Source organism: Alteribacter lacisalsi, from assembly GCF_003226345.1.
GTDB lineage: Bacteria > Bacillota > Bacilli > Bacillales > Salisediminibacteriaceae > Alteribacter > Alteribacter lacisalsi.
Map to the genome: position 1 here is coordinate 2,164,022 of NZ_PDOF01000001.1, position 26,093 is coordinate 2,190,114.

The window sequence follows — 26,093 nt, forward strand, 5'->3', positions numbered from 1 at the left end:
TGTCTGCTTTTGTCATTTTACCACGAATGACATCCGTTGTGTGGGAGGATGATTGGATTTCAAGGGTATTGGGCTGAGGTTACTGCTGGGTTAGTTAACTTCGCAAAAGTCCGGTCACAACTCCACTCAAAAAAAGCGTTATGTCCTAACTTCTCAAAAGTCCGGCCATAACTCCACTCAAAAAAAGCGTTATGTCCTAACTTCGCAAAAGTCCGGTCATAACTCCGCTTACAAAAGCTCCCTTTCTCCAAACAGAAAAATCCCCTGTACGCACGCGGCGCACAGGGGACTAAATCACTGTTTATTCTTCTTCGTCTATCAAGTCATTTTCAACGAGCCATTCCCGGGCAACTTCCGATTCGTTCCGCTGCTCGATATCCACTTCGTAGTTAAGCTGTGTCATCGTTTCCGTGTCCAGTTTTTCAGCGAGCGGCTGAAGCAGTTCTTCAAGCTCCGGATATTCCTCCAGTACTTCCTCGCGGACAGAAACAGCTGCGTTGTAAGCAGGGAAGAAGCCTTTGTCGTCCTCTAAGCTGATCAGATCAAATGCAACGATCCGGCTGTCTGTTGAGAAGCCCATGGAAACACTCACATCACCATCACGAAGAGCCTGATACGTAAGTCCCGCATCCATCCGATTCACATTGCTGCTTCCGAACTCGAACCCGTACTCTTCCTGTGCACCAGGCAGACCGTCACTGCGCGTGGCAAATTCAGCATTGGATGCAAACGAAAGCTCGTCCGGATTTTCATTCACGTAGTCGGCCAAATCGGAAATCGATTCAATCCCGAGTTCCTCAGCATGATCCTGGCGCATCATCAGCGTGTATGTGTTATCCACTTCTGCCATGTCAAGCCAAGCAATGCCGTTTTGTTCGGAGTCAAGCTCTTTTACGCGGTTATACGCTTCGTCCCCGTCGGAAACAGGATCTTCCCCTAAATAGTTTACAAGTGCCGTTCCGGTGTATTCCCAGTATAGATCAACCTGTGCGTTCACGAGTGCCTCACGGACAACCTCGCTCCCCATGTTCGTCGCTTCGTCCACTTCATAGCCGTTTTCCTCAAGATAAATGGACGTAATCGTTGCGAGCACAAACTGCTCGGTAAAGTTCTTTCCTCCGACTGTGATTTCTCCTGCGGACTCTGTTCCCCCGTCATCTCCTCCGCCGCATCCGGCAAGGGCAACGAGTGAAGCTACTGAAATTCCTGCGATCCATTTTTTCATGATGGCGTTCCTCCCTGGTGATTAAAAATAATGGTCTTAGTCAAGCAGTCCGTTTTCTTCAAGCCATTCTCGCGCTACTTCTGTTTCACTGCGCTGCTCGACGTCCACTTCGTAATTCAGTTCGGTCATCGTGTCGGTATCAAGGGCTTCAGCAAGAGGCTCGAGAAGCTCTTCAAGCTCCGGGTACTCTTCCAGTACTTCTTCACGTGCGGAGATCGCCGCATTGTAAGCCGGGAAAAAGCCCTGGTCGTCTTCCAGGTTTTTCAGGTCAAAGTTTACGATCCGGCTGTCTGTTGAGAAGCCCATCGCCACGCTTACGTCTCCGTCACGCAGTGCCTGGTATGTCAGGCCGGCATCCATACGGCTCACGTTGTCCGAACCGAAACTGAAATCGTAATATTCCTCCGCACCAGGAAGACCGTCACCGCGTGTGGCAAACTCGGCATCAGATGCAAAATTCAGCTCGCCGGGATTGTCGTTCACATAATCAGCCATGTCGGATACTGATTCAAGACCCAGTTCCTCGGCGTGATCCTCACGCATCATCAGCGTGTACGTATTATTCAGGTCAGCCATATCCATCCAGACAATCCCGTTTTCCTCAAGATCCATTTCTTTTACAATGTCATAGGCTTCTTCCTGTTCTGCAAGCGGCTCCTGGCCGAGGTAATTTACAAGTGCTGTACCTGTGTACTCCCAGTAAAGATCAATCTGGTTGTTTACAAGTGCCTCGCGGACCACTTCGCTGCCCATGTTCGTCGCTTCTTCCACTTCATAGCCGTTTTCTTCAAGGTAAATTGAAGTGATCTTAGCGAGCACAAACTGCTCGGTAAAATTCTTTCCGCCAACGGTAATCTGGCCGAGTGAATCCTCTGCGGCTCCGTCTCCGTTGCCCCCGCAGGCTGTAAGTGCCGCAAGTGCGGCTGCTGATAAAGCAAATGTCATTTTTTTCATTGTTCAAATCCCCCTGGAATTTTTGTAATATTTTGACCTTAAGTGGTTCTTAGACTACGAGGTACGACTACTTTCTCCACTACTCGAAGCACCTGGTCAATCAGAATGGCAAGCACCGTGACCGGTACCGCCCCGCTCATTAAGTACTCATTGCTCCGAAGCATGATGCCGGTAAAGATGAAGTCGCCCAGTCCGCCGCCTCCGACGAGGTACGCCAAAGCTGCGGTACCGACGTTCATCACGATCGCGGTTCGGATTCCTGCTATAATCGGCATGCTCGCATTCGGCAGCTCAATTTTCATCAGAATCTGAAACGGCGTCAGTCCCATTCCCTTAGCAGAATCAAGTACTTCACTGTCAACGGAACTGATCCCAGCTACCGTATTTCTAAGAATAGGCAGAATTGAGAACACGGTCAGTGCAAAAACAGCCGGCTGATACCCGATACCGAGATAACTCATCACTATTGCGAGAATTGCGATCGTCGGAATGGTCTGACCCAGATTTGCCGCGTTCATAAAGAACCATTCGGTTTTTCTGAATGCCGGTCTGGTTACAAAGATCCCCACAGGCAGCGCTATGAGCAGGGCAAACGTGGACGACAGGGCCACAAGCGTCATGTGCTGACGCAAAAGTGTCATAAACTCATCTGTCTGGTTAAACAGAATGTCGAAATATCCGTTCGAATACGCCCAGTATAGAAAATAAAGAACAAGAAACCAGAAAACGGCTTTAAATCCGAGGGCGATGATTTTGTTTTTATTCAATCTGCTCACCTCCCGTTATTTGCTTTCAATCGACTGCTGCAGGTACTCCTGAATTTCATCAAGGCTTAATAGACCTGCCGGCTCACCGGCGTCATCGACTACCATCAGGTGGTCTTCTTTTTCCGTAAACAGAATCGCGATGGTTTCACGCAGGTTTGTATCTGCCGTCACCTTCGTTCTCGGCTCTCCGTTCACCGGTTTGAGCTGTTTTTCCTCGAGCAGGTCGGAGATTTTATACAGGCTCAGGCTCTTGATCGCCCGGTCAGACCCAACGAATTCGTTTACGAAATCGTTTTTCGGATCAGAAAGAATCCGGGTCGGTGTATCATACTGCATCAGGCTGCCTGATTTGAAAATGGCAATCTGGTCGCCCATTTTAATCGCTTCGTCAATATCGTGGGACACAAACAAAATCGTTTTCTGCACTTCCTTCTGAATCTGGATAAATTCGTTCTGAATCCGGTTCCGGATAATCGGATCGAGCGCACCGAACGGCTCGTCCATCAGCATGACCGGCGGGTCTGCCGCCATCGCACGGACAATTCCGACACGCTGCTGCTGCCCGCCCGAGAGTTCGTTCGGGTAACGCTTACGGTAATCATCCGGGGCTAGACCGACGAGGTCCATCAGGTAATTGAAACGGTCTTTCTGTTTCTTTTTATCCCAGCCGAGCAGATTTGGTACAACCATGACATTCTGCTCGATCGTCATGTTTGGAAACAGACCGTTACTCTGAATGACATAGCCGATTTTTCTGCGCAGTTCGATTTCGTTTAAAGACCCGGTGTCCTCTCCGTTAATGGAGATCGTGCCGCTTGTGAGCGGGACAAGCCTGTTTACCATCCGGAGAAGGGTGGTTTTCCCACAGCCGGACGGCCCGAGAAATACGGCTATATTTCCTTCCGGTACGGAAAAGCTCACATCATCCACTGCTTTTACGTCACCGTCATAAATTTTTGTTACATTTGAAAACTCAATCATAGTAGGTTGCCTCCTCGAATTATGAAATCCCCTTTGGTGTTAACCAGCGCTGTACAAGTCCGAGAACCGTGTCAACGACAATGGCCAGTACAGAAACAGAAATGGCACCAACAAGCATCATATCGCGGTTCGTTCTTGAAATTCCCTGGTCAATGATGACACCAAGACCCCCGGCTCCGATAAAGGCTGCAATAGCACCAATTCCGATGCTGAGAACGATTGCTGTTCTGACACCAGCCATAATGACCGGTACGGCAATGGGAAGCTCAACTTTTTTCAGACGCTGCCACGTTGTCATTCCAATGCCTTTCGCCGCATCCCGCATGTTCGGATCCACGTTATTAATTGCGACATAGGTATTACGGATGATCGGAAGCTGTGAGTAGAGAATAAGCGCAATAAGCGCCGGTAAAAAACCAATTCCCTGCCCGATAACGGAAAGGATCGGGATCATGATTCCAAAAAGAGCAATACTCGGAATCGTCATAATAATCGCGGCTACCTGAAGCACCGCTTCTGCCACTTCTTCGTTTGTTGTCAGGTAAATCCCGACGGGAACTCCGATCAGAATCGCGATGATCACTGCCAGCCCAACGAGCTGTATATGCTGCATCGTCAGCTGAAGAACAAAATCAATATTGTTCGTAAAATACTGCCATGCTCCTCCCAAAACTGGACACCTCCTGTATTTTCTCTTACACGTTGCAATTTTCCGCCATCGTATTGTAATGCAAAACCCGTGCCAAATCCCCAAAACAGCGTTGTGAAGGCTTTTCTGCTGTTTTCCAGTCACAAAAGCAATCTGTTAAAAACTTTTTACGTAAAAAATTTTTAACAGCCCGTCAAAATTTTTACCTGGTTAGTATTTGCTAACAGGGTGCGCACGTATTCCGGGTATACCTTGGACGCGGAGACTCAGCTCCATTAAGAATATTGAACAAAAAAATGATCCTCACTGCTGGTGAGAACCATTTCACATCATTTAGATTTACCGCGGAGAGCCTGTTTTTCTCCCAAATCCGCCTTCACATCTACCGTGTCTCCACAGGAGCACGCAACGTACTCGCTGCAGCCGGGCATTTTTCCGATCAGCCTTTGAACATTTTCCGGTGTACCGTGGGTAAAAACGGTCCGCACAGGGCGAAGCATGCTGACAAGACGCTGATTTTCCCGCAATCCCGGATGAACTTTAAGCTTGAATTTTGTATAGGGGATACTGGCTTGACATGCGAAGTTTTTCAGTTCTTCGTCTTCCGGTCCGGCACTGAATAGATGAACATTCTTTCCCGTCAGTCTCTCCTTATGTGCGAGCAGGGTTTCAGCTGTAAAAAAGCCTGCAGACCCCGGCTGAACATCGGAGGGTTTCTGTACTTTTGTGACCGGTGAACCGGGACGAGCGATCCGGCGGAAAAAAGTGCGAGTGTCTTCTCCATTCAGCCAGTCCGGACTTTCAGCCAGCTCTTCGCATCCTTTTGATACACCAGAATCAGCATAGAGAGGGATATGCTGTTTTGCACATGCGGCAAGAAGCTCCTGGCTTTTTCCTACAGAGGGGACCTGAAAGAGCACCTGCTCTCCGGACGAGGCGGCGACGGCAACGGCTGCTGCCGCCTCCCCTAGCAGCTCAGCCTGATCCGCATCAAAATCCCCGTAGGCTCCGTCCATCACAGCAAGGTCCACCTGCTGAATTTTCGGCCATTCATAGGAAAGGAGCGTGGATTCAAGAGAGCAGTCACCTGAGAAAAACACCGTTTGGCTGTCGGCATGAAAGGCAAACCAGACCGAGCCAGCGGTGTGGCCGCTTCGTCCGTACTTAAACGTCAGGTGATCGTTAAACCTCAGCCACTCATTCGTCCGGTAATCAGGCAGTTTCACAAAAGCGAGCCGCCGTTCATCAGCCGGTGAATACGGAATATTACGCTGGTTTTTTCGCCAGCTGCTTATATATCTTTTCGTCTGTTTAATGGTCTGACCCGTGGCAAATACCGGTCCTCTGTACCCGAGCCTGCTCAGCCAGGGCAGTGCGAGCGTATGATCCTCGTGGGAATGGGTCACAAAAACTGCGTCAATTTTCCGAGCATCTCTTTGCCTTAGGAGAGGGTATTTTTCCTTCATCGGAACATCCTTTTTCATCACGCCGCAATCCACCATCACGGTGCCCTGACTGTATTCCAAAAGAAAGGAGGAGCGGCCGTACTCTCCTGCTCCTCCCAAAAATGTCACTTTCATGCTCATCATCCTTTGCTACTGGCGGTATGCCTGCATCCGGTGCTTGTAATGTTCCACCACGATGAGAACCACCGTTGTAAATCCGACACTTACAAGAGCCATCGCCATTCCCAGTGCAGCCGTCCCCTGTTCAAACTGAGAGTAAATGAAGGTGGCAGAAGTGTGCATGTTCGGCGGCCGCAGAATGAGAGAGCCGACGAGTTCACGCATAGAGATCGTAAAGCTCATAATCCATCCGGCGAGAATCCCCGGAATAATGAGCGGAATGAGAACCGTTCGTAAAATGTAAATCGGTCCTGCCCCGCTCATCTTCGCTGCCTGAAAGAGGGAATCTCCGAGCTGTCCGTAGATCGCCTTGATATTCTGGACTGTAAAGGGCAGATACAAAATCACGTAAGTCGCGACGAGCATCATCCACGTGTTGTAAATCATACCCGGGTTCCAGGGAGCATTCCAGAATAGAATCAGACCAACCACCACAACAATTCCCGGAACCGTGTTTGGGGCAAGACTGAGAAAATCCATTGACTTCTCCGTAACGCCTTTTTTACGCATAATCACTATGGCAACCCAGATTCCGATCGCCACTGCAATAGTAGCTGCAATCGCCGCAAGCCAGACGCTGTTTAACAGGGCGTTCAGGCCGCTCCCCGTAAACAGGTTCACCATGTGCTGTGTAGTGAGATTTGACAAGGCAAGACCGTCACCCTGAACGCGGAGAAAGGCTGTAGAAACAACCGAGAAGTAAGGCACTCCGATCGCAAGGCCTAAGACCACGAACAGGTAAATCCATGCAAAAATCCGGTACTTTCCAAGGGGAGTAAAGGCGCTAGTCTGCCCTTTCCCGCTCACAACCTTATCGTGGCGCCGGGCGACCATCCACTGCTGGATGTACCAGATTGTAATACTCACACTCAAAAGCATGGTCGAAAGAATCGCCGCTGTCCCGAAATCAAGTGGCCATACACTTGTGTAGCGGTGAATTTCGGAAGTGAGAACGTAAAACCCGATCCGGTTCCCAAGCGTCACCGGTGTCCCGAATTCCCCGATTGTTTTTACGAAAACGAGCAACGCCCCCATGCTGTAGCCGGAGAAAAAGAGCGGAACGATTATTTTCCGGAGACGGTACTGAAAGCTTCCGCCGTGAATCAGCCCCGCCTCCTCCAGTCGTCCACCAATATTCTGCAGGGTATTCCGCATAATCAGGTAGATGAACGGAAACAGATGAAGACTCATGACGAGAACCATACCGAAGTAGGTGAAAAAATACGGTGTTACACCGCTTAAAAACGGCAATAACTGCTCGGCATAACCGTTTGGCTGCATGGACAAAATCCAGCCCATCGCGCCAATATAAGGCGGTGTCATGAAAGGTATAATAAGGACAATATCAATCCACCGGTGTTTTCTGAGCTCCGTTCTGGCCATAAAAAAGGCGAGCGGGGCAGCCAGAATGGATGCCCCGATTACGACGCCGAAACCCAGCATCAGGGAGTTAACGAGGATCTCCGTGTACTGTGCCTCAAGAAGAATGGAGAAAGCCGAAAAGCCTTCAAACGCTCCGTCAGGGGTCACACTCCGGAGCAGGACCAGGCTGAGCGGCATGAACACCAGTATGATCAGGACCAGCAGCGCGGCCCACTTGTTAAGCGTTTGTATGGCTTTTCCCATAATAAACCCTCTCCAATCAGCTCAAAAGTTGTCTTATCTTACGATGCGAAGGAAATCTTCCAGAATGTCCTGGCCGTTTTCTTCAAGATAGTCCCAGTCAAAGTCAAGTTCGGCAATCTCATCATATCCGGCCCGGTCCTCATGGGCGTCAATATCTGTACGTGCAGGAAGCAGGTAGTTGTCCGCCACAATTTCCTGGCCGGCATCAGACAAAATAAAGTCAATATACTGCTGGGCCGAGTCTACATTCTGAGCAGAGTCAAGAATGAATGCCGGACGTGGCGTGATCGTTGTGCCACTCTCCGGGAAACTGATGTCGATTGGCTCGCCGCTTTCAATATTGTTGTAGACCATGTAATCCACACCAGCCATAACAGCAGAGTTCGCTCCGCTGATCACGGTCTGAAGGGCCGGATTGTTGGCTCCTTCCATGGACAGGCCGTTTTCGCTCAGTTCCTCAAACAGCTCCCAGCCGGCATCCCCTTCCTGCTGGATGTAAGCAGCAACAAAGTCCCGGGCTGTACCGGACTGCTGCGGATCCGGAATAGCAATCTGGCCGTCAAATTCCGAAGCTGCCAGATCACTCCAGTCTGCCGGTGCTTCATCTACCATGTTCGTGTTGTAGCTGATACCCAGTGCTGCGGCACTGAAGCCGTAGTAATAGTGCTCTTCATCATACCATCCGTCATGAAGCCGGTCTGCGTACTCCGATTCGTATGGAAGGATCATGCCATCTTCCTTAAACTGCATCGCCGGAGGCATGGAGGCAAGTACGACGACATCTGCAATGGGATTACCCTGCTCAGCTTCAAGACGTCCGAGAACGTCGCCGGTCGTGCCCTGGTACATATCCACACTGATGCCCGTTCCTTCCTCAAATGCCTCCACGAGCTCTTCGGCCATACCGCCCGGACCAGCTGTGTAAATGGTCAGCTCACCAGTTTCCTCGTGATCCCCGTCTGCGGTTTCTTCGGCGTCCCCAGTGTCTCCGCCGTCCTGATCCGCTGCGTTATCCTGTTCCATTTCTGTCTGGGCACACGCGGTTACCGCAACCATTCCCAGACCAATAAGAAGTGCTTTCATGCTATGCCGTTTCATGTTCTTCGCCTCCAAGTTTTGTTTTCATCACGTGAATATTTTGACCGGTCACTTCAAAAAAGATTGTCTGACCAGGACTTAGCCTTACATCTGAATAAGCGAACATCAGCTGCTCCGTTCCGCTGATTTTAAAGGTTACCTCATAACGTTCACCGAGAAAGCTGGCCGTTTCCACCTCGCCCTGCAGACCCGTTTCCTTAGCTGTTCTGGAAAGGTTGATCTGTTCCGGACGTATGACCGCCGTTACTCTTGTGTTGAACGACTCCTCTTCCAGGAAGTTTTTTGCAAAAGGAATCGCAGCGTTCTGATTAAGCTTAAGATAATGAACACGGTCATACAGAGTATGTGTGCCTTCGATGAGAGCTCCCTTACCGACGAAGCGGGCGACAGTTTCGTTTGCCGGCTTTTGATAGACGGTTTCCGGTGAACCAACCTGCATCACGGTTCCCTGATTCATGACCACAATCCGGTCGCTCATGGCCATCGCTTCGTTCTGATCGTGCGTGACATAAATAGCAGTCATGTTCAGTTTCTTGACGAGCGCCTGAAGAAGAATCCGCATTTCATCACGGAGCGTGGCGTCAAGGGCACTAAGGGGCTCGTCCATTAAGATGATCGACGGATCATTGGCAATGGCCCTTGCGATGGCGACCCGCTGCTGCTGCCCCCCGGAGAGCTGATGGGGATACCGCTCTGCGTAATCACCAAGCTGGACATTACCGAGTGCCTCGGCCACCTTTTCTTTGAGGCCTTTCTTCTTTCCGGTTGCACGTAAACCGTATGCCACATTTTCAAAAACCGTCATATGAGGCCAAAGGGCAAAGTCCTGAAACACCATGCCGATATGCCGTTTCTGAGGCGAGGCGTTGATCCGCTTCTTTTTTGAATACACCGTTTTGCCGCCAAAGTCGATCTGTCCGTCATCGGCGTTTTCCAGTCCGGCAATGATACGGAGGAGGGTGGTCTTGCCGCACCCCGAAGGTCCGAGAAGACTTACAAATTCCCCGCTTTTTATTTCAAGTTCAATTGGCTTTAATGCCTGAAGTTTTCCAAAGCTTTTTTCGATTCCATGAAGTGAAATGTCCACTCGGCATTCCCCTTTCGTTTTCGTTCATCTTGTTTACAACTTATACTTTACCGGTCGAATGTTAAGCCATTGTTAAGATGGATTTAATCCTTAATCAAAAAAACTAATGTATAATCTATGTTGTCATAGATAATATCTATAGATTAAGAAGGGAGAGTTACCCGAATATGAACATTCAGCAGCTGGATATTTTTCACCGGTTTGTGGTCTCCCGCAGTGTAACCCGTGTGGCAAAAGAACTTGGGTTAAAACAGCCCACTGTCTCCTTTCATTTGAAAAAACTCGAGGCTTCCCTTGGTGTTACCCTCTATGAAAGGCGCGGTGACGATATTGAACTCACCTCTGCCGGTGCCACGCTTCATAAATATGCCTCACAGATTATCGGTCTTATGAATGAAACAAGACGGGTCATGAACGACTACCAGTCCTCTACACGGGGGGAAGTGCTCCTAGGCGCAAGCCACATCCCAGCCAACTACATCCTTCCGCCTGTATTCAGCAGTTTTACAACAGCTAATCCCAACATACACCTCAGCGTAAAAGTAGCGTCCACCCCGTCAGTCGTCTCCTTAATAAAAGAAAAACAACTCGATATTGGCATTGTTTCCGAGCAGAATCTTGAGGTTGAATCTTTTGAGATCAGAAGGCTAGTAAAGGACGAGCTCGTTCTCGTCCTGCCACCAGATCACCCTCTTACCAAAAAGAAACATATTGATTTAGACGATCTAAAATATGAACCATTTATTTTTCACAAACGTGGCTCCACCCGTGAGATGATTGATAATTGGATTAAGGAAAACCAGCTCATTTTAAATATTAAGATTGAACTTACTAACATAGAAGCCATTCGTCGTATGGTTATGCTCGGAGCAGGTGTGTCCATTCTTTCGAGACGTGCAGTAGCAGAGGAAGCCGACAGAGGACGTCTCGCGGCGCTCAGTGTACCTGAGTTAAAGCCCTTACGATTCATTTCGCTCATTTACAGAAAGGACCGGCCGATTACACCCGTGCTCCAGCATTTCATAACTGAGGTTTATAAACACACATAAAAAGCAGCCCGGGTACATTTAAGTGCCCGGGCTGCTGAAGTTCACAGTCAATATATTGACTGGACTTATAAAGCTTCCTCTCTTTTATCAGTCTCCGTTAAATTCGCAGTCAATGGGGTTCGCCGTTTTTCCGCTATTCTTCTGCCCTCCGAGTCAGCAAAGGAACAAGCACCAGTGCCAGAACTCCGGCACTCATTTTCCCCGCCATCATCGGCCCAATCATCTCAGGCTCTACCGATGCTGTAAAACCGAGGTGACCACCAAGGACAAACGCCCCGCTTACGGCGAATGCCCCTGTCATCACCTTGCCGCGTGCGTCCATTTCCTTCATTACCTGAAAAGCAGGAATTGAATGGGCGAGAGATGCAAGCAGCCCGGTAATCGTAACCATATTTACCCCGAGCTTCTCTGCAAAAGGCCTGAACGCCTTTCCCAGTACTGTCTGAAGAAAGTGAACAAAAGGAAACGCCCCTGCCAGGGTCAGCCCAATAAGTCCGACGATGATCAGGGCCTCTTCAATTGGCGCAGTACCCGCAACAAGCACCTGGCCCGTCAGCGTCTCTACAATAACCACTCCAGCTAGCAGGGTCAGCATCGCTGTTACGGCTCTGCCGATATAAATGAATCCTTTAACAAACAGCTGCGGCACTAAGGCAAGACCTGTGATGACTGCTGCCGAGACGAGAGCGACAGGAATCAGATTCCGCAGGAGAAATGAGATCTCAAACCCGGCAGTAAGCCCTCCGATTAAGGCTCCAGCCGGTACGGCAGCGAGTCCGGTCAGGATCCCCCGTGCAAAAAAGGAATGGTCCTCTTTTTCAATCAGCCCGAGCGCCACCGGAATCGTAAACACGAACAAAGGACCAATCATAGTGGCAAGAATAATGCCCGAAAAAAGAGCCGCCTCCGTTGAAGCAGCCAGTTCCTGGGCAAGAGGATACCCTCCCATATCGATCGCAAAAAGAATGCCGGCAAACATGGCCGGGTCCCCGCCGAACGAGACAAACAGCGGTGTGACCACCGGCCTCAGCCCGTCAGCGATCACAGGCGAAAAACAGATAATGCCGATCATGGCAAGGGCAAGAGGTCCCATTGCCGCGAATGCCCGGTCAAACGCCGCGCCGAATCCCAACCGGTTCCCGAGCGCGCGGTCCACAGCCCCGATGGCAGCAAAAAGTGCAATTGTCCAAAGTACTCCGGCGTTAAGCCACATCTGTGTTTCACCTGCTTTCTTTACACTTTAGGCCATCCCTCTACCTGGGCCTCACAGCCCTGGCAGACTGTGGTGCTGTAAGATTCTGAAAGGCTGCATCCGGGTTCTCCGAGCCTCCAGCATTTAAAAACTGCTCATAGCTGCCGGTAAAAACAGCCCGGCCTTCATGAAGGAGAACAAGATGAACATCATAAAACTGCAGTTCATGAAGCGTATGCGTGCTGATAACAACCGTTTTGCCGGCTTCCTGAACAAGCTTTCCGATCCGGTCCATAATATGTACTCTCGATTGAGGATCTACCCCTGAAGTCGGTTCATCAAAAATGTACAGTTCCCGCTCCATGTGACACATGGCAAACGTCAGCAGCCAGCGCCGCTCACCAACAGACATCTGACCATACGGACGGCCCCACAGTCCGGTCATTTTACTCCGCTCATCTTCATTCATACATGAAGTCAGGACAGGCTCGTTTTTACGAACCCTGAACCTCCTGCTGTGATCACAGTGGAGAATCAGCCTGACAAGATCCCTCCCTTTCAGTGTGTGCGTAAAGTAGACACCCTGCTGCTGATACAGAACATTTTTCTGTTTCGGCAGGCCTGCAATCCTCCCAGCCGACTTAATCATACCTGTCATCACTTCAAAAAGCGTTGTCTTACCCGCTCCATTCAGTCCGGCAATCACGTTCAGTTTGTCCGGTTTAAGGCTGAACGACAGATCGTCCAGTACCCTTCGATCAGATTTCGGATAAGAATAACTTACCTGTTTCAGTTCCACTCTGTCCCCCCCCTTCTATGTACGCATGACTGGTGATGAAAGCCGGATCCACTTGAGTACAGCCGTGCCTCCTGCCAGGTATAAGACGCCTATCCCCGCTAAAATCCCAGCAGATACTTCCGGTATTCCAGCCTGCACACCAGGAATGTTCATCGCAATCTGATACGTGAAATATGCAGGGTTGATAACAGCAAAGGGAACAGCAAACGCCCCTGAAACGATCTGATTAAACGTAATGAACAGCACGACAAAAATACTGATGCTCATAAGTGGGGCAAATGACTGCTGCGTGAGTTTCAGCATCAGAATCCAGGACAGAGCAAGCGTGGCGGGAATCATCGTGATCGCTGCCACCGTCACCGCATGAAGTACAATTGCCAGTGTCAGATGTCCGAATAAAAGACCTGCAGTGCCTGCCAGGACGAAGGTGTTTGCAATCAGAAAAACATAGTTTGCAAGAATCTGTCCGAACACAACAGGTCCCGGCCGCCCGGCAATAAACGTAAACATCTTGAAAAAACCGCCCTCTCTCGACGCCACCAGATTCATAATCGTCTGCATCGCCACAATAAACACCTGGACCGTCACAAACATAGCCAGCAGTCCCGTATACGCCGCTTCCGCCGGCGGCTCCGAAAACCAGTGCATGTTCACAGCGATCATGTAAACGAGGGGAAAACCGAGCACAAAAAACAACTGCACTTTCGAAGTAAATGCAGTTTTCAAAAACAGAAGAAAATATTCGTAAGTCTGCCTCCAAACGTCCATGGCACCACTTCCTCTTTACAGATTGTTTCTTCTATTTTACAGCAAACGTAAGCGTCAGGGAACAGAATATAGGAAAAATAAGGATTCTCCCACAGTTTAAAAGTTCTTTTACAGGTTTTCTCTAATTGAGATTGTTTTTTATTAAAAAGCTGCATGTCGACGCTTTCCGCGGGCAACGCCTCAGCCTCCTCGGAGAAACCCTCCGCGGGTCTTCGGCTTCTGTTTTTCCCGCTGGAGTCGCAACTTTCGCTCCAAAATTTTTATACTCAGTCGCAACAATCTTTCCGCAAAGAGCCAAGAAAAAAGACCGCCTGCAGACTGAGAGGCGATCGGTATGACTTCATTATATTATTAAGCTGTTTTCGTATAGATTGTTGTTTTATTGCGCTGCAGGCGGACGCTTTCCGCGGGCATCGTTTCAGCCTCCTCGGAAAAATCGTCCTGCGGGGTCTTCAACTGATGCTATTCCCGCTGGAGTCGCCGCCTTTCGCTCCATTAATAATGTGACCAATAGCAACAATCATTACGAACACAGCCTATTATTATTAATACAGCAGAATTTCTCCTCCCTAAAATCCGGCGCGGATTTCGTCGAGACCGATCACCATCAGGGCTTCCATCTCCTCATCTGAAAGGCGGCTTTCGAGGACAGCCTGAATTTCAGCCTGCTCTTCAGCACTCATGCCTCCGGATGCTTTGTTTGCAATATCGTAGAGTTCGCTCATGGAAAACTTTGAAAACAGGAGGCGTGTCGCTTCCTCTTTCGTTGTAAACGGAAGATTTTCTCTTTGTTCCGGGGTCATTGCGCTGCTGTATTTTTCAGCGAGCGCCTGCATGTCAGGATCAGCCAGAATGTCCCCGGCTTCTTTTCCTGCAAGCATTTCATTTTTTACCTGATCGGTCATCTGCTGGGACATGTACCCAAGGGCAGCGTTATAGGAAAGATACCCGAATGCCCCAAGCAGGACAACGAGAACAATAAACTTTTTTATCACAGCGGATCACTTCTTTACATTTTATTTGGCATGGCGTGATGATATCTGTGTGTCAGCAGCAGGGAACCCGTGTTTCTACATTCTTTACCCCTTCATCTCTTAAATATACGACGCTTTTTCAGACCGGGAGTTTCATATAAAAATTCCGGCATCGCACATGGGATGCCGGATTGAATCATGTATTCTTGCGCTCACGGATGAGTACCACTTACGGATTTTCGTTCATGTCATCGACGAACCAGTCTCCATCTTCATTCACAAGGATCACCGAACCGGTTTCAAGTTCTTCAGAATCATAGGCACTACGGTCCTCTTCGATCTCTTCCCCATTTCGTTCCTCAATGTAGAGCTCATAGGCTGCCTCGATCTGATCTTCTGATTCCTCTTCAATTGAAAAGGTGACGATTGTATATGAGAAGGTGCCGACAATTTCACCCATTTGCTCATCAATTTCTTCTGCGTCAGTTTCAATCTGTTCCAATGAGACGCCGAATTCTCTTTCTGCAAAGTCATTTGTTATGTATTCGGTAATTTCGCTGAAACCGCCACTGTCAAACACACCGATAAATCCTTCAAACGTTTCCTTTGCTTCATCTTCGGCAGATCCACATGCTGCAAGTGCCGCAGCGGCAATAATGGCAACAGCAGATTTCACCCATTTTCTCATCAGTTTCCTCCTCGTTTCCCATACTTCTTTTCAAAAGGGATTGTACTACTTTATTCACATAAAGAAAAATGAGTTTATCCGTCCGACAGTTTTTTCGAAGCTCCGCTGAACGCAATCCGCTCGCTTTCCGCGGCGGTGTCGACGAGCCTGCTTCTTCCTCTTAAAGCTTAAAGCAAAGCTTCTAAGCTGGCTGTGTCGAAGCAAATCGGAGCATAATCGAGATGCCAATGCTCTTCACTGCCGCAGAAGTCTCACTCCTGGCGTGTGCTGTGCATAATAGGTGTTTACTGACTAAGAAGCGTACTTTTTCAAAGAAAACTCCCTGTCCCTAGTAACAATGAGTGCGCTGCAGGTTCAAAAACGGCAGAAAAAAGAGGAACCCGTTACCGGCCTCCCCGCCTTATGATTCTGTTAAAGGGAACGTAATTGTAAATGTGGTCCCTGTTCCCTGTTCGCTGTCTATGTCTACGGTGCCGCCATGCTCTTCGATGATTTTGAACGTTACCATCAGGCCGAGTCCGGTTCCGGTTTCTTTAGTAGAATAGAAAGGTTCTCCGATTCTCTTTAACTGATCTTTAGGAATCCCGCATCCTTCATCAATTACCTTTACAACAGCATTGCCGTCTTCTTCGTGGACATCCACTCGTATTGTTCCGCCCTGCTCCATCGATTCGATTGCATTTTTCAGCAGATTCACAAATACCTGTTTAATCTGATGAGGAGCACAGAAAACTTGGAGAGCGTCGTCTGTGAACGTTCTTTCAATCCCGATGTTCTTAATGATTGCCTGAGTTTCAAGAAGGGTTGTGATGTGATCGAGCAGCTCATTGAGATCACAAACCTCCTTATCAAGAGACTGAGGCTTGGACAGGATCAGCAGTTCAGTGAGTATCTGCTCAATCCTCCCAAACTCGGACTTCATAATTTTAAAATATTCTTTTTTCTCGTTTCCATAAATCTCAATCAACTGTAAAAAACCTTTCAGCGATGTAAGAGGGTTACGGATTTCATGGGCGATTCCTGCTGCAAGCTGGCCGACTGCCGAAAGCTTTTCAGACTGGTGAAGCATTTCTTCTGACTTCTTTTTCTCGGTGATGTCCCGGAATGTAAAAACACTTCCTACCACTTCACCTTCAGAAACCATGGGCGTGACCGTATACTCGGCTACATAAGGCGAGCTGTCTTTTTTATAAAGGGTCACGTCGGTCTTCCTGATTATTTCATAGCGGTTCAGTTCATTTTTCGAAGTGAAGCTGTTCTTAAGGTCTTTCATTTCACTGTCGTAAAGAGTGGAAAAAAGCTGGATAAAAATATTCGGCTTCAGCTCCTCACGGGAGAAACCTGTGAGTTTCTCAGCCGCTTCGTTCCACATCACGACATTGAAATCTTTATCGATCCCGAGAATGGCATCTTCAACCGACTGCAAAATCAGCTTATTCATATGATTCATGCGTTTCAGTTCGAGTGATTTTTCCTTCTCACCGGTGATGTCCTTCACAATACCGTAAGCACCAATAATCTCTGTATCAACGATAATTGGCAGAGCTGTGCACTGCACATAGAAAGGCCTGTTCTTAAGACGGGCAAGATCAAATTCCCTCGTTACAGGCTTTCCGTCGCGGGCAAGGGAGAACAGCCTCTCCGCTTCCTCTCCTGCCTGATAAGGAAGCAGTGATTTAAACCTTCGGCCCATCAGCGCAGATTCGTTTGTGTCAAACATTCTTTCAAATGCCTGATTAACAGCAATATATTTTCCATCCAGATCAATAGAACAGACCGCATCCGGGTGTTCTTCAAAAAGAGTCCGGTAGCTTTCCTCGACTGCCAGCAGGGCAAGCTGGCGCTGAGTGACATCACGAAATACAGCTGTGAGCCCGTTTTCCGACGGATATACTCTGACATTAAACCATGTTCTCAGCGGGGTGAAATATTCATACTCGACTTCTGCAGGAACCCCTTCATGCAGAGCCTTCTCATAGGCTTCATACACACGGGTGCCCCTCGCCTCCGGGAAAAGCTCCCACAGGTTTTCTCCGATCAGGTCTTCCTTTTTTATATATAACTGCTTACAGGCTGCAAGATTTGCGTAAATAACGTTGTATGTCTGATCAAGCGCAAGTATAGCATCGCTCAATCCATCAAGAATCGGAGATGTTTTCATTTCACCTTCACTGTCTCCTGGCGAGGAGACAATTTTTTCATAAAGGAAACTGTCTTCAACTCGATCTGCCAACGGTTTCACCTCATTTTCCAAAAGCTGATATCGCCGCTCTTATGAGGGCTTGATGCACAATTCTTCCAGTAACATGAAGCGGAAGAAAAAACTGAATGTTTTTCCGAAAATCATCTATCTTCTATTCTAGCAAATAATTTCGAATTTGCCGAAAGTTTTTTGCTGAACAAATACGTTATGTGTTTTAGTTTGTCATTTCGGTACATTATCCCCAGGAAAAACCGCCCGGTTTACAGCAGGCACAGCAGAATCATGTCGCATTAAATCGACCGGTTTGTATACAGGCTTTACGAGTGTTTTTCGTATTTCAGGCTCCCCGTTTCCTGTTAAGCAGAAAGATGATTGTCACAATTTGTGTCTTTTTTCATTTGGTGTGTCAGCCTTTCTCTGAATAAAAAAGCACTGCCTGGGTGACAGACAGTGCCTCTAAAGTGATCAGATTCCAGCCGATCGCTGTAGTCGTTTTGCAATTTCCATGAAGTCTTCCTGAGATATACCTGGTGCAAAACTTTCTGGAATCGGCGGAAGGTCCGGGATCGGTCCCCCCTGGGGAGTTCCCTGTATAACTTCAAGTTTCCCTCCGTCTTCAGGGTGAGTCCCTTTCCAGATTTTCACCACATCTTTGTAATCCTTTGCGCTGAATGTATACAATTTCCGGTGAACACCTTCTGCTTCAAACTTACGGGTGGTCTCAAAATGACTGTTGTCAAGACTTGGAATCGGCAGCATCTTTGTAATGTCCACACCTGTAGCTATTTCCAGAGCCTTTGCATAGGCCATTACATGCACGCCTCCGCGTACAAGCAGATAGCCGATCATTTCCCGGGCGACCGGGTTGTCTGTCATCTCATACACGCGCATTTTGTGGGTTCGTGCACCGCACTCGAGAAAGAAGTTGTGAAGCAGATCCAAAACAAGATTTCCACTGTTAAACACATAGTCTGCCCCGTTCCAGCCTGCTCCCATACTGTCAAACGGTTTTGCTGTCTGAGCCGTATCGATAAAGTGATACGAGTTACGTTTGTCCTTGGCGTTCTGCATCGGGGTCACGTCCGGATCACCAGGAAAGGTCGTTCCGTAAATCATCAGGTTGATTGTGTTGGAAACCAGTTCCACATGGCCGAATTCCTCTGCTGTAATACTTGCTACAAGATCATAGAAAGGCTTTAACTTCCTCTTCTGCCTGAATGCAAAGGACTGAAACATATAATTATTCAGGGTGGACATTTCCCCAAATTTACCGCCAAGCAGTTCCTGGACCGCGGCAGCACCATTAGCATCAGGACCATCCGGCATCGGCAGTTCAATCTGCAGTTTGTCTATTCTTGTTATCAAGAAGCAGTCCCTCCAGTTTTCAAATGGTCTAGTCAGATTTCTTACATGCAGTCACACTTCTTTATTCATATGCACAGCGCTGTTTGTCCTAAAACCAGGAACTGTGTTGGGCAATTGACCGAAAAAAAAAAGAGAGCTGCCCGCGCAGCTCTCAGAATACTCCTATTCATTAAAGCAGGACAAGACCGAGGCCGATTACGATCCCGCTCATAAACAGCACGATCACACAAAAGCCCATGATGTCCCGTGCTTTCAGTCCGGCTATGGCAAGAGCCGGCAGAGCCCAGAACGGCTGAATCATGTTCGTCCAGGCGTCGCCCCAGGCAACAGCCATGGCTGTTTTGGCTGCATCCACACCAAGCTCACTGCCGGCACCAAGCATGATCGGTGCCTGAACCGCCCACTGTCCGCCGCCCGATGGAACAAAGAAGTTTACAATCCCTGCACTGATAAAGGCAAACAGAGGGAAGGTTGTTTCGTTCGAGATGGAGACGAACCACTGGGAAAACTCAGCTGCGAGTCCTGAAGCAACCATCATTCCCATAATCCCTGCATAAAAGGGGAACTGAATAATAATGCCGCCTGCATTCTTCACCGCGCTGGCCACACTGTTCAGGAAGTTCTGCGGCGTACCATGGAACAGGATGCCGAGGAACAGAAACAGAAAGTTTACGATATCAAGATTCAGGTCAAAGCCGTTCTGCACCAGGTAATAAACAAGGAAGGCAATCCCCATAACTCCTGTTACCAGAGAAATGAGCCGGCTTCGCTCAAGACGCTTTGCAGGAGTAAGTTCCTCAGATCCAAGCAGATCACTGTCTGTCGTTGCCGCCGTTTCGTCATCCTCCAGTAGTGCCGGATCCACGTTTACCGCTTCTTTCTGGTTCATCATCAGCCGGTTTAGAATCGGCACGGTAATAAAGAGAGCGGCTACGATCACCAGATTAAACGGGGCAAAAATCGTTTCACTGGTCGGAATGAGACCGATCATATCTTCTGAAAAGTGACCGCCCGTCGCAACTGTTAGGGGAATGGAGCCCGCCAGCCCGCCATGCCAGACAATGAAGCCGCTGTATGCACTGGCAATGAGAAGCCGGTAATCAACTGTGGTCACTTTTTTCGCCAGTTCCTTTGCGAAAAGAGCACCGATCACAAGACCGAATCCCCAGTTGATCCAGCTCGCCATGAGAGCAACGAGGGTGACGATGACAATCGCCTGCCCAGGGGTTTTCGCCAGGCCTGCCATCTTCTGAAGCATCCGTTTAAAAAACGGACTCGAAGCAAGCACATACCCTGTAACAAGAATCAGAACCATCTGCATGGCAAACGTAAGAAGATCCCAGAACCCGTTCCCCCAGTGAGCCACCATGTCCATCGGCGTACTCGGGGTTAAAATTAAACCAAGACCGAAAACAACGAAGGTTAATACAATAACAAATAAGAACGGATCCGGAAGGTAACGCTGCATAATCCGGGTAGTTAAGTTTGTAAGCGCATTCATTTTATACCATATCCTTCCGTTAACTTTAGTTTTAGACGTGCGAATAATCAGATCCTATCTTTCCTCCTTTCCATACTGGTCTGTATGTAAATAAAAACGGTCTTTATGCTTTTTTCGACAAATTCTTCGTTTTTCCTGCCTGCGCATACAAAAACACCACTACAGAATTGCTCCTGTAATGGTGTTTCGGATTAAACTGTTTTATTTCCGATCTGTGATGTTTAACAGTTCGGGCACAGTAACAAACTCATATCCTTCACTTTTGAGCTGCTCAATGATCGGTCCGAGGGATTCAACGGTGCTGCTCATATCTACTGTCCAGTGACTTCCGTCATGCATCAGGATGATCGACCCGTTCCCCGCTTCATTTACCACGGTACTGACTATCTCATCCATAGAAGGCTCTTTCCAGTCTTCTGTATCCACTGTCCAGAATACGGCAGATTCATTATTGGCAATCAGGCTTTCGGTATGAGCCTCCCCCATATTCCCGTAAGGCGGGCGGAACAGTGACGGACGATAGCCGAGCAGGTTACTGATAATATCCTCTGTTTCTGTAATTTCCCAGCGCATCTGGCCTACGGTTTCACCATCCAGGTTAGGGTGCCAGTAGGTGTGATTACCGATGGCATGACCGTCGTTGTCAATCCGCCTGATCAGATCCGGATGACCTTTCGCCCGCGCGCCCATGACGAAAAAGGTTGCTCTGACGTTATGTTCTGCCAGCGTATCGAGAATGCCTGGTGTAAATCTCGGATCCGGTCCGTCATCAAATGTCAGGGCTACCCGGTTCACATTGTTTGGACCGCGATAGACCACGGTTTCCGGAAACATCCGCTGCAGTTTGCCAAAACCGATACTGGAAAGCCCTTCATTCTCCGGTTCCTTCTCGACAGCATAGGCTGACGCTTGATCCGGCTCCATTTCCACACGGTGCTCTGCTTCCGGTCCATCTGCCAGTTCAGCGGTCTGGCCTGTTTCCGGACTTTTCGGCGCTCCGCTTCCCATTCCTCCCAGATCATTATCAGCCGGACCACGGACGTTATCCTCTCCGGTCATGCAGGCGGTCATCATTGCCAGAGCCAGCATGAAGAGGATTGTCAGAACGGTAGCCCGGATTTTAGCTGGTGATGGTTTTTTGTACGTCATTCACAAGAACCCCTTTCAGCACGTGATTAATTCCACACGATGAAAACGGCACCCTTCCCCCGTCTCCTGTTCGCATACAGGATAGTATCCCAATTTAAACCATTTTCATTCAGAAGCGGGAGATCCAGCCGGCTTCGCACTAAGAAACCGCTACACAAGAATGTGCAGCGGTTCCTCCGTATTCATCCGTATTCTTTCCGGTGTGACCTCACACTTGCGGCCGAGAATCCGGACGCCGGCTCGGGCGGCTTCTCCAATCGCCTCGGCAAAATCCGGATCAATCCAGCGTGCCGGCTCCACAGACACCGTATCTTCACGCTGTGCCACAAAGAACAGGGCCGCCTCCCAGCCTTCCTCGCCGGCTATCTCCGCTAGTTCTCTGACATGCTTTGTCCCTCTCGCCGTAACCGCGTCGGGAAAGGCCCCTCGCCCCCTGTGATCAACAAGGGAAACTCCTTTTACTTCAACAGCCATTTTTCTGTGGCCGGCTTTTTCCTCGAGAAGCAGATCCCAGCGCGAGCCGCCTTTTTTATATTCGGCTCTCACAAAGCGCCAGCCACTGAATTCTTCAATCAGTTCTTTTTCAATCGCCTCCCGGGCGAGGACGTTCGGAATTTGTGTATTCACCGACACCCAGCCCCCGTCCCCTCTGGCTACCATCGCAGCCGACCATTTGGTCTTCCTGTTCGGGTCATCCGTATACTGGAGCATTACCGCCGCATCCGGAACGAGCAGTTCTTTCAGCCGGCCGGGATCAGGGAGATGAACCCGGACCACCTCACCATCCGGAAGTCTGCAGTGCAGAATAAAGCGGTTCGGCCGCTCCACGAACCGAGCTTTTATTAAGTCATCAAAAACCATCTGAACCATTACGATTCCTCCTTACAACCTCCCTTTATTTTACCTGTAAAACAACCGGAATAATAGAAAAGAACCCTCCAGCATGGAGAGTTCTTGAGGATCAGCTGCCGTTCCAGGCCTGAAGTACGAAGTTCAGGAAGAACAGCATGGAAATAACGACAAGAACCGGTGACAGTTCTTTTCTTTTACCGAGCATCAGTTTCAGAAGCGGGTAAGCCACAAAACCAAAGGCAATCCCGTCTGCAATGCTGTAGGTAAGCGGGATGAGTACAATGACCATGAAGGCAGGAAAGCCTTCGGAAAAATCGTTAAGGTTGATTTTCTGGATATTCTGCATCATCAGACCGCCGATAATAATGAGCACCGGCGCAATGGCGCTCGGAGGAATCATCGTAATGAACGGGATGAAAAACAGGGAACCGAGAAACAGTACACCTGCCGTTACCGTTGTCAGCCCTGTCCGCCCTCCTGCCGCAATACCTGCTGCACTTTCCACTGTAGCAACGGTCGGACTTGTGCCTAAAAATCCGCAGCTGAGTACCGACACTGCGTTCGCCTGAAGTGACCGTTTGTATTTTTCCGGCTGACCGGCCATGTTCAGATGCCCGTGAATGAGCCCGATATTTTCAAATACAATCACCATCACAAGGGAAAATACAGCAGCTGCAAAGGCGATCGTAAGCATGCTCGTAAACGTGAATCCGAAGAATACTTCCCCGTACGGCGCAAGTGACATCGTGCCTGTTTCCCCGCTGCCCATCACACCGAGTGCGAATGCCAGTCCGGTTCCAAACAGAATACTGATCAGAAAATTACCCGGAACGCCTCGAACAAAGAGGGCTACGGCTACAAACAGGGTCACAATTGTGGCAATCACCCTGGGATCCGTGAGATCACCGAACGCCACAAACGTGGACGCGTCTGAAACGACGAGACCGCCCTGCTGAAGACCTATAAATGTAAGGAAAATTCCGATCCCTACTGTAATCGCTTCTTTAAGGGAAACCGGAATGGATTTCGTAATCACCGGGGCGAGCTTCGTAAAGGCAATCACACAGAAAATAATACCGGACACGGTTACAACCGCGAGTGCTTCCTGCCAGGCAAGACCCATCGAGTGTACGAATGTGTACACGAACATGGCGTTGATTCCCATTCCGGGCACGAGCAGAATCGGCGCGTTCGCCCAGAAACCCATGATAAGGCTTCCGAGAAACGATACGAGTACCGTCGCCACGATCCCGGCTACAAGGGGAATTCCTGCGTCAGCGAGAATAGCCGCGTTCACGATGACGATATATACGATCGTGAAAAAAGCGACTGTGCCTGCTGCAAGCTCCTGCCTGACTGACGTATGATGCTGGTCAATTTGAAACCAGTTGTTTAATTTCTGGTGCAATTCAACTTCTCCTTTTTATGTGTCCCCTCGCCCGACCTCCCGTTAAACACGGGAAAGTCCGCCTGCTGTAGATGGCGGACCAGAAGTTTATTCTACCATTAACCGGCGCGTTTTTCACTGGAAAAAGTACGGTACTTATAACAGTTGATAAACCCTGCCGTGTCGAGTAGGGGATCGTATTAAAAGAGAATATCCGGAAGGAGGAGTCAAAAGATCGTCGCCGAGTTAGGCCCGGTGAAAAACCACCGCAAAAAAAGACCGCATCTCCCCGGTAGGGAATGCCGCCTTTTTTCAGTCAACTGTAATGATCAGTCCGGTGGACATAATATGCTTTTTCCGCTCGCCGTCCTTTTCTACAAAAAAATCGGAGTTAAGCTCAATTTCATATTCTCCGGCAGGAAAGTGCGGTCCTTCTGCAAAGCTCCTGATGAAGTCCCTTTCACGGTCACTGGCCTGGCTGTTTATGGTTCCCTTGCGTACATAGTTCTCTTCATACCACACATCCCGTTCCAGCGTCATGACTGAACCCGGTGAGTCCTGAATATAGGGAATTTCAATCCCTCTGGTGACTTCCTGAATACGGTACCAGAAAGGTGACGTGCGGTGGGAAATAGTGACCTCGTCTTCTTCACCGATATATTTAAGTTTGGCTTTCAGTCCTACGTTGTCGCTCTCTTTATATTCCGCCTGGTCAGCCAGCAGCCGGATAATGAAATCACCTGACTGTGTTTCCGATATAACGGGGGGCGAAGCTTCTGCTATATCGTTCATATAGTCCTGGCCGCTGCACCCGGCAATGAGGGCATACAGTGCAATGAATGACAGCGTTGCAGCAATCGATCCCTTCATGCTGAGTTCCCCTTTCTAAAGAAAACACACTTTTTTATCTATACCCGTTCCAGCGCATGTTAAGACTCATTCTGATATTTAATAAGTATACACACATTCCCGTGCAAAAAAAGCCGGCGAAAGACCACCGGCTTTTTTCCCATATTCTGTTTACCACATTAGAGAAACAACGGAATGATCCCTGCCAGCAGAATGGCAGTCGTAAGTACGAGCACCAGGGTGCCCCAGATCCATGCCTGTTTTCTCAGCTTTCTGTCCCGCGGTACTTTCCTGATAAACACAAAAACGAGCAGAAAGGCCATTAAGATGAACAAGATCGGCTGAATAATTTCCAGTCCGGTCCCCTCCTTTGCTTTTATCGGGACATTCCGGGCTTATTTTTCATGTAAGTCAGGACATATGGATCAATTTTGTCGCTTTCCTGCCAGCGCTCGTCAAAGTTTTCCTGTAGAAAGTACGTTTTCAGTGCTTCTTTGACTGCAGGATTATACGTATCATAGGTCGTATCCAGCAGTCCTTCTTCACGCAGGAGATGTTGAACATCGACCAGCACATCCTCTTTTATGTCCAGAAGTTCGTTAGGATTCGGCCGCGAAAAATAGAGACTGTGCAGCTCTAACAGACGCTTGAGTTCCCTGATCGGATCCGGATGGTCGTCAACCCGGAGATCGTATTTCCGGTCGTTATACCCGCCGTACCCGCCTTCCTCCTGAACAACAAACAGGGCTGCAGACTGCTTGCCTCTTGAATCGCCGCCTGCTTCCTGAGCCTGATCGAGAGCCTGGATTAGACGTTCTGCCAGTGTTCCTTCAGATTGTTCAAACGTATTTTTCAAAGCATCCACAGTTTCTTCACTGACGAGGATATTTCCCTGAGCGGTGCAGTACTTCCCTGATTTGTGGCCGGCCCAGTCGTAGCAGTCGTCTCCTGTATAGGCAGAAGTCTCTCCGTTTTTATCCATCACAGCAAACTGGCGGAGCGCGCGCTCATCATCATCTTTTACAAGTTCCTGTGCCACCTCTCCCGGTGACATGCCTTCCTCGAGCATGGCCAGTCCCCTCGGACCATAGGAAGTATTGGCAAAAGACTGCGTCGCCACAGCTCCAACGCCTGCTTTCGCCCAAGGTACAACAGCGCCGACACCGAGAAATTTGGATTGAACGGCTATGCCCCACTCTTTTGTTTCAGGATCAAAACCGATAATCGAAAAAGTCGCTACCGGGGGCTCACTATGGTTGATACTTCTCATCTGAACGCCTCCTTTATTTGTTCAATCATAAAATT

General features: G+C 49.0%; 24 protein-coding genes. 1 reads left to right on the forward strand and 23 read right to left on the reverse strand.

The window, feature by feature from the left end; all coding sequences use genetic code 11:
• Positions 1–301: 301 nt before the first annotated feature.
• From CR205_RS10805 to CR205_RS10845, 9 genes are all read right to left on the reverse strand, one after another.
• Entirely contained in the window at positions 302–1,225 is a 924-nt protein-coding gene (locus tag CR205_RS10805; protein ID WP_110519415.1) for an ABC transporter substrate-binding protein, read from the reverse strand.
• A 36-nt stretch (positions 1,226–1,261) separates the two neighbouring features.
• Positions 1,262–2,179 carry a glycine betaine ABC transporter substrate-binding protein gene (locus CR205_RS10810; RefSeq protein ID WP_110519417.1) on the reverse strand — a complete coding sequence of 306 codons (918 nt, stop codon included), beginning with the start codon at positions 2,177–2,179 and terminating at the stop codon, positions 1,262–1,264.
• A gap of 38 nt (positions 2,180–2,217) precedes the next feature.
• Positions 2,218–2,955 carry an ABC transporter permease gene (locus CR205_RS10815; RefSeq protein ID WP_407923552.1) on the reverse strand — a complete coding sequence of 246 codons (738 nt, stop codon included), beginning with the start codon at positions 2,953–2,955 and terminating at the stop codon, positions 2,218–2,220.
• 6 nt (positions 2,956–2,961) lie between these two features.
• The gene (locus tag CR205_RS10820; RefSeq protein WP_110519421.1) at positions 2,962–3,927 is read right to left on the reverse strand and encodes an ABC transporter ATP-binding protein; all 966 of its coding nucleotides are present in this window, start codon (positions 3,925–3,927) and stop codon (positions 2,962–2,964) included.
• Between the two features lie 19 nt (positions 3,928–3,946).
• Positions 3,947–4,597, reverse strand: a complete 651-nt coding sequence (locus CR205_RS10825) for an ABC transporter permease (protein ID WP_328587721.1) — start codon at positions 4,595–4,597, stop codon at positions 3,947–3,949.
• 308 nt (positions 4,598–4,905) lie between these two features.
• On the reverse strand, positions 4,906–6,156 hold the full coding sequence (locus CR205_RS10830; RefSeq protein ID WP_161524748.1) for an MBL fold metallo-hydrolase: 1,251 nt from the start codon (positions 6,154–6,156) through the stop codon (positions 4,906–4,908).
• Positions 6,157–6,171: 15 nt separating this feature from the next.
• On the reverse strand, positions 6,172–7,827 hold the full coding sequence (locus tag CR205_RS10835) for an ABC transporter permease (RefSeq protein ID WP_110519425.1): 1,656 nt from the start codon (positions 7,825–7,827) through the stop codon (positions 6,172–6,174).
• 33 nt (positions 7,828–7,860) lie between these two features.
• On the reverse strand, positions 7,861–8,925 hold the full coding sequence (locus tag CR205_RS10840; RefSeq protein WP_110519427.1) for an ABC transporter substrate-binding protein: 1,065 nt from the start codon (positions 8,923–8,925) through the stop codon (positions 7,861–7,863).
• Positions 8,912–10,012: an ABC transporter ATP-binding protein gene (locus CR205_RS10845; RefSeq protein WP_110519428.1), complete on the reverse strand. Its 1,101-nt coding sequence runs from the start codon at positions 10,010–10,012 to the stop codon at positions 8,912–8,914. Before CR205_RS10845 ends, CR205_RS10840 begins: the two co-directional genes overlap by 14 nt.
• A gap of 167 nt (positions 10,013–10,179) precedes the next feature.
• Here CR205_RS10845 and CR205_RS10850 point away from each other — a divergent pair, with 167 nt between their 5' ends.
• Positions 10,180–11,061 (forward strand): LysR family transcriptional regulator, encoded by an 882-nt coding sequence (locus tag CR205_RS10850; protein WP_110519430.1) that lies wholly within the window; start codon positions 10,180–10,182, stop codon positions 11,059–11,061.
• 133 nt (positions 11,062–11,194) lie between these two features.
• Here the strand turns inward: CR205_RS10850 and CR205_RS10855 are convergent, their stop codons facing one another.
• From CR205_RS10855 to CR205_RS10920, 14 genes are all read right to left on the reverse strand, one after another.
• On the reverse strand, positions 11,195–12,274 hold the full coding sequence (locus tag CR205_RS10855; protein WP_110519432.1) for an ethanolamine utilization protein EutH: 1,080 nt from the start codon (positions 12,272–12,274) through the stop codon (positions 11,195–11,197).
• 40 nt (positions 12,275–12,314) lie between these two features.
• On the reverse strand, positions 12,315–13,052 hold the full coding sequence (locus CR205_RS10860; protein WP_110519434.1) for an AAA family ATPase: 738 nt from the start codon (positions 13,050–13,052) through the stop codon (positions 12,315–12,317).
• A gap of 15 nt (positions 13,053–13,067) precedes the next feature.
• Complete coding sequence (locus CR205_RS10865) at positions 13,068–13,820, reverse strand: hypothetical protein (protein ID WP_142669884.1); 753 nt, start codon at positions 13,818–13,820, stop codon at positions 13,068–13,070.
• A 569-nt stretch (positions 13,821–14,389) separates the two neighbouring features.
• Positions 14,390–14,815, reverse strand: a complete 426-nt coding sequence (locus CR205_RS10875) for a hypothetical protein (RefSeq protein ID WP_110519440.1) — start codon at positions 14,813–14,815, stop codon at positions 14,390–14,392.
• Between the two features lie 208 nt (positions 14,816–15,023).
• Positions 15,024–15,482, reverse strand: coding sequence for a hypothetical protein (locus tag CR205_RS10880; RefSeq protein ID WP_110519443.1), 459 nt, complete (start codon positions 15,480–15,482; stop codon positions 15,024–15,026).
• Between the two features lie 400 nt (positions 15,483–15,882).
• A complete protein-coding gene (locus CR205_RS10885; RefSeq protein WP_110519445.1) occupies positions 15,883–17,715 on the reverse strand; it encodes a PAS domain-containing sensor histidine kinase in 1,833 nt (610 codons plus the stop codon).
• Positions 17,716–18,150: 435 nt separating this feature from the next.
• A complete protein-coding gene (locus tag CR205_RS10890) occupies positions 18,151–19,050 on the reverse strand; it encodes a manganese catalase family protein (RefSeq protein ID WP_110519447.1) in 900 nt (299 codons plus the stop codon).
• A gap of 169 nt (positions 19,051–19,219) precedes the next feature.
• Positions 19,220–20,551 carry a short-chain fatty acid transporter gene (locus tag CR205_RS10895; RefSeq protein ID WP_110519449.1) on the reverse strand — a complete coding sequence of 444 codons (1,332 nt, stop codon included), beginning with the start codon at positions 20,549–20,551 and terminating at the stop codon, positions 19,220–19,222.
• 201 nt (positions 20,552–20,752) lie between these two features.
• Positions 20,753–21,700 (reverse strand): polysaccharide deacetylase family protein, encoded by a 948-nt coding sequence (locus CR205_RS10900; RefSeq protein WP_110519451.1) that lies wholly within the window; start codon positions 21,698–21,700, stop codon positions 20,753–20,755.
• A gap of 150 nt (positions 21,701–21,850) precedes the next feature.
• Positions 21,851–22,570 (reverse strand): DNA/RNA nuclease SfsA, encoded by a 720-nt coding sequence (gene sfsA / locus CR205_RS10905; RefSeq protein WP_110519453.1) that lies wholly within the window; start codon positions 22,568–22,570, stop codon positions 21,851–21,853.
• A gap of 91 nt (positions 22,571–22,661) precedes the next feature.
• The gene (locus CR205_RS10910; RefSeq protein WP_110519455.1) at positions 22,662–23,960 is read right to left on the reverse strand and encodes an NCS2 family permease; all 1,299 of its coding nucleotides are present in this window, start codon (positions 23,958–23,960) and stop codon (positions 22,662–22,664) included.
• A gap of 291 nt (positions 23,961–24,251) precedes the next feature.
• Complete coding sequence (locus CR205_RS10915; protein ID WP_110519458.1) at positions 24,252–24,809, reverse strand: hypothetical protein; 558 nt, start codon at positions 24,807–24,809, stop codon at positions 24,252–24,254.
• Positions 24,810–24,967: 158 nt separating this feature from the next.
• Positions 24,968–25,123: a hypothetical protein gene (locus CR205_RS20265; RefSeq protein WP_161524749.1), complete on the reverse strand. Its 156-nt coding sequence runs from the start codon at positions 25,121–25,123 to the stop codon at positions 24,968–24,970.
• A gap of 41 nt (positions 25,124–25,164) precedes the next feature.
• The gene (locus CR205_RS10920) at positions 25,165–26,058 is read right to left on the reverse strand and encodes a DUF1028 domain-containing protein (RefSeq protein WP_201745360.1); all 894 of its coding nucleotides are present in this window, start codon (positions 26,056–26,058) and stop codon (positions 25,165–25,167) included.
• Positions 26,059–26,093: the final 35 nt, after the last annotated feature.

Excerpts from the sequence above, each read along its gene's own strand:
- CR205_RS10805 (WP_110519415.1), bottom strand. The coding sequence starts at position 1,225 with ATGAAAAAATGGATCGCAGGAATTTCAGTAGCTTCACTCGTTGCCCTT.
- CR205_RS10820 (WP_110519421.1), bottom strand. The coding sequence starts at position 3,927 with ATGATTGAGTTTTCAAATGTAACAAAAATTTATGACGGTGACGTAAAA.
- CR205_RS10810 (WP_110519417.1), bottom strand. The coding sequence starts at position 2,179 with ATGAAAAAAATGACATTTGCTTTATCAGCAGCCGCACTTGCGGCACTT.
- CR205_RS10920 (WP_201745360.1), bottom strand. The coding sequence starts at position 26,058 with ATGAGAAGTATCAACCATAGTGAGCCCCCGGTAGCGACTTTTTCGATT.
- CR205_RS10915 (WP_110519458.1), bottom strand. The coding sequence starts at position 24,809 with ATGAAGGGATCGATTGCTGCAACGCTGTCATTCATTGCACTGTATGCC.
- CR205_RS10840 (WP_110519427.1), bottom strand. The coding sequence starts at position 8,925 with ATGAAACGGCATAGCATGAAAGCACTTCTTATTGGTCTGGGAATGGTT.
- CR205_RS10880 (WP_110519443.1), bottom strand. The coding sequence starts at position 15,482 with ATGAGAAAATGGGTGAAATCTGCTGTTGCCATTATTGCCGCTGCGGCA.
- CR205_RS10865 (WP_142669884.1), bottom strand. The coding sequence starts at position 13,820 with ATGGACGTTTGGAGGCAGACTTACGAATATTTTCTTCTGTTTTTGAAA.
- CR205_RS10855 (WP_110519432.1), bottom strand. The coding sequence starts at position 12,274 with ATGTGGCTTAACGCCGGAGTACTTTGGACAATTGCACTTTTTGCTGCC.
- sfsA (WP_110519453.1), bottom strand. The coding sequence starts at position 22,570 with ATGGTTCAGATGGTTTTTGATGACTTAATAAAAGCTCGGTTCGTGGAG.
- CR205_RS10835 (WP_110519425.1), bottom strand. The coding sequence starts at position 7,827 with ATGGGAAAAGCCATACAAACGCTTAACAAGTGGGCCGCGCTGCTGGTC.
- CR205_RS10900 (WP_110519451.1), bottom strand. The coding sequence starts at position 21,700 with ATGACGTACAAAAAACCATCACCAGCTAAAATCCGGGCTACCGTTCTG.
- CR205_RS10895 (WP_110519449.1), bottom strand. The coding sequence starts at position 20,551 with ATGAATGCGCTTACAAACTTAACTACCCGGATTATGCAGCGTTACCTT.
- CR205_RS10830 (WP_161524748.1), bottom strand. The coding sequence starts at position 6,156 with ATGAAAGTGACATTTTTGGGAGGAGCAGGAGAGTACGGCCGCTCCTCC.
- CR205_RS10850 (WP_110519430.1), top strand. The coding sequence starts at position 10,180 with ATGAACATTCAGCAGCTGGATATTTTTCACCGGTTTGTGGTCTCCCGC.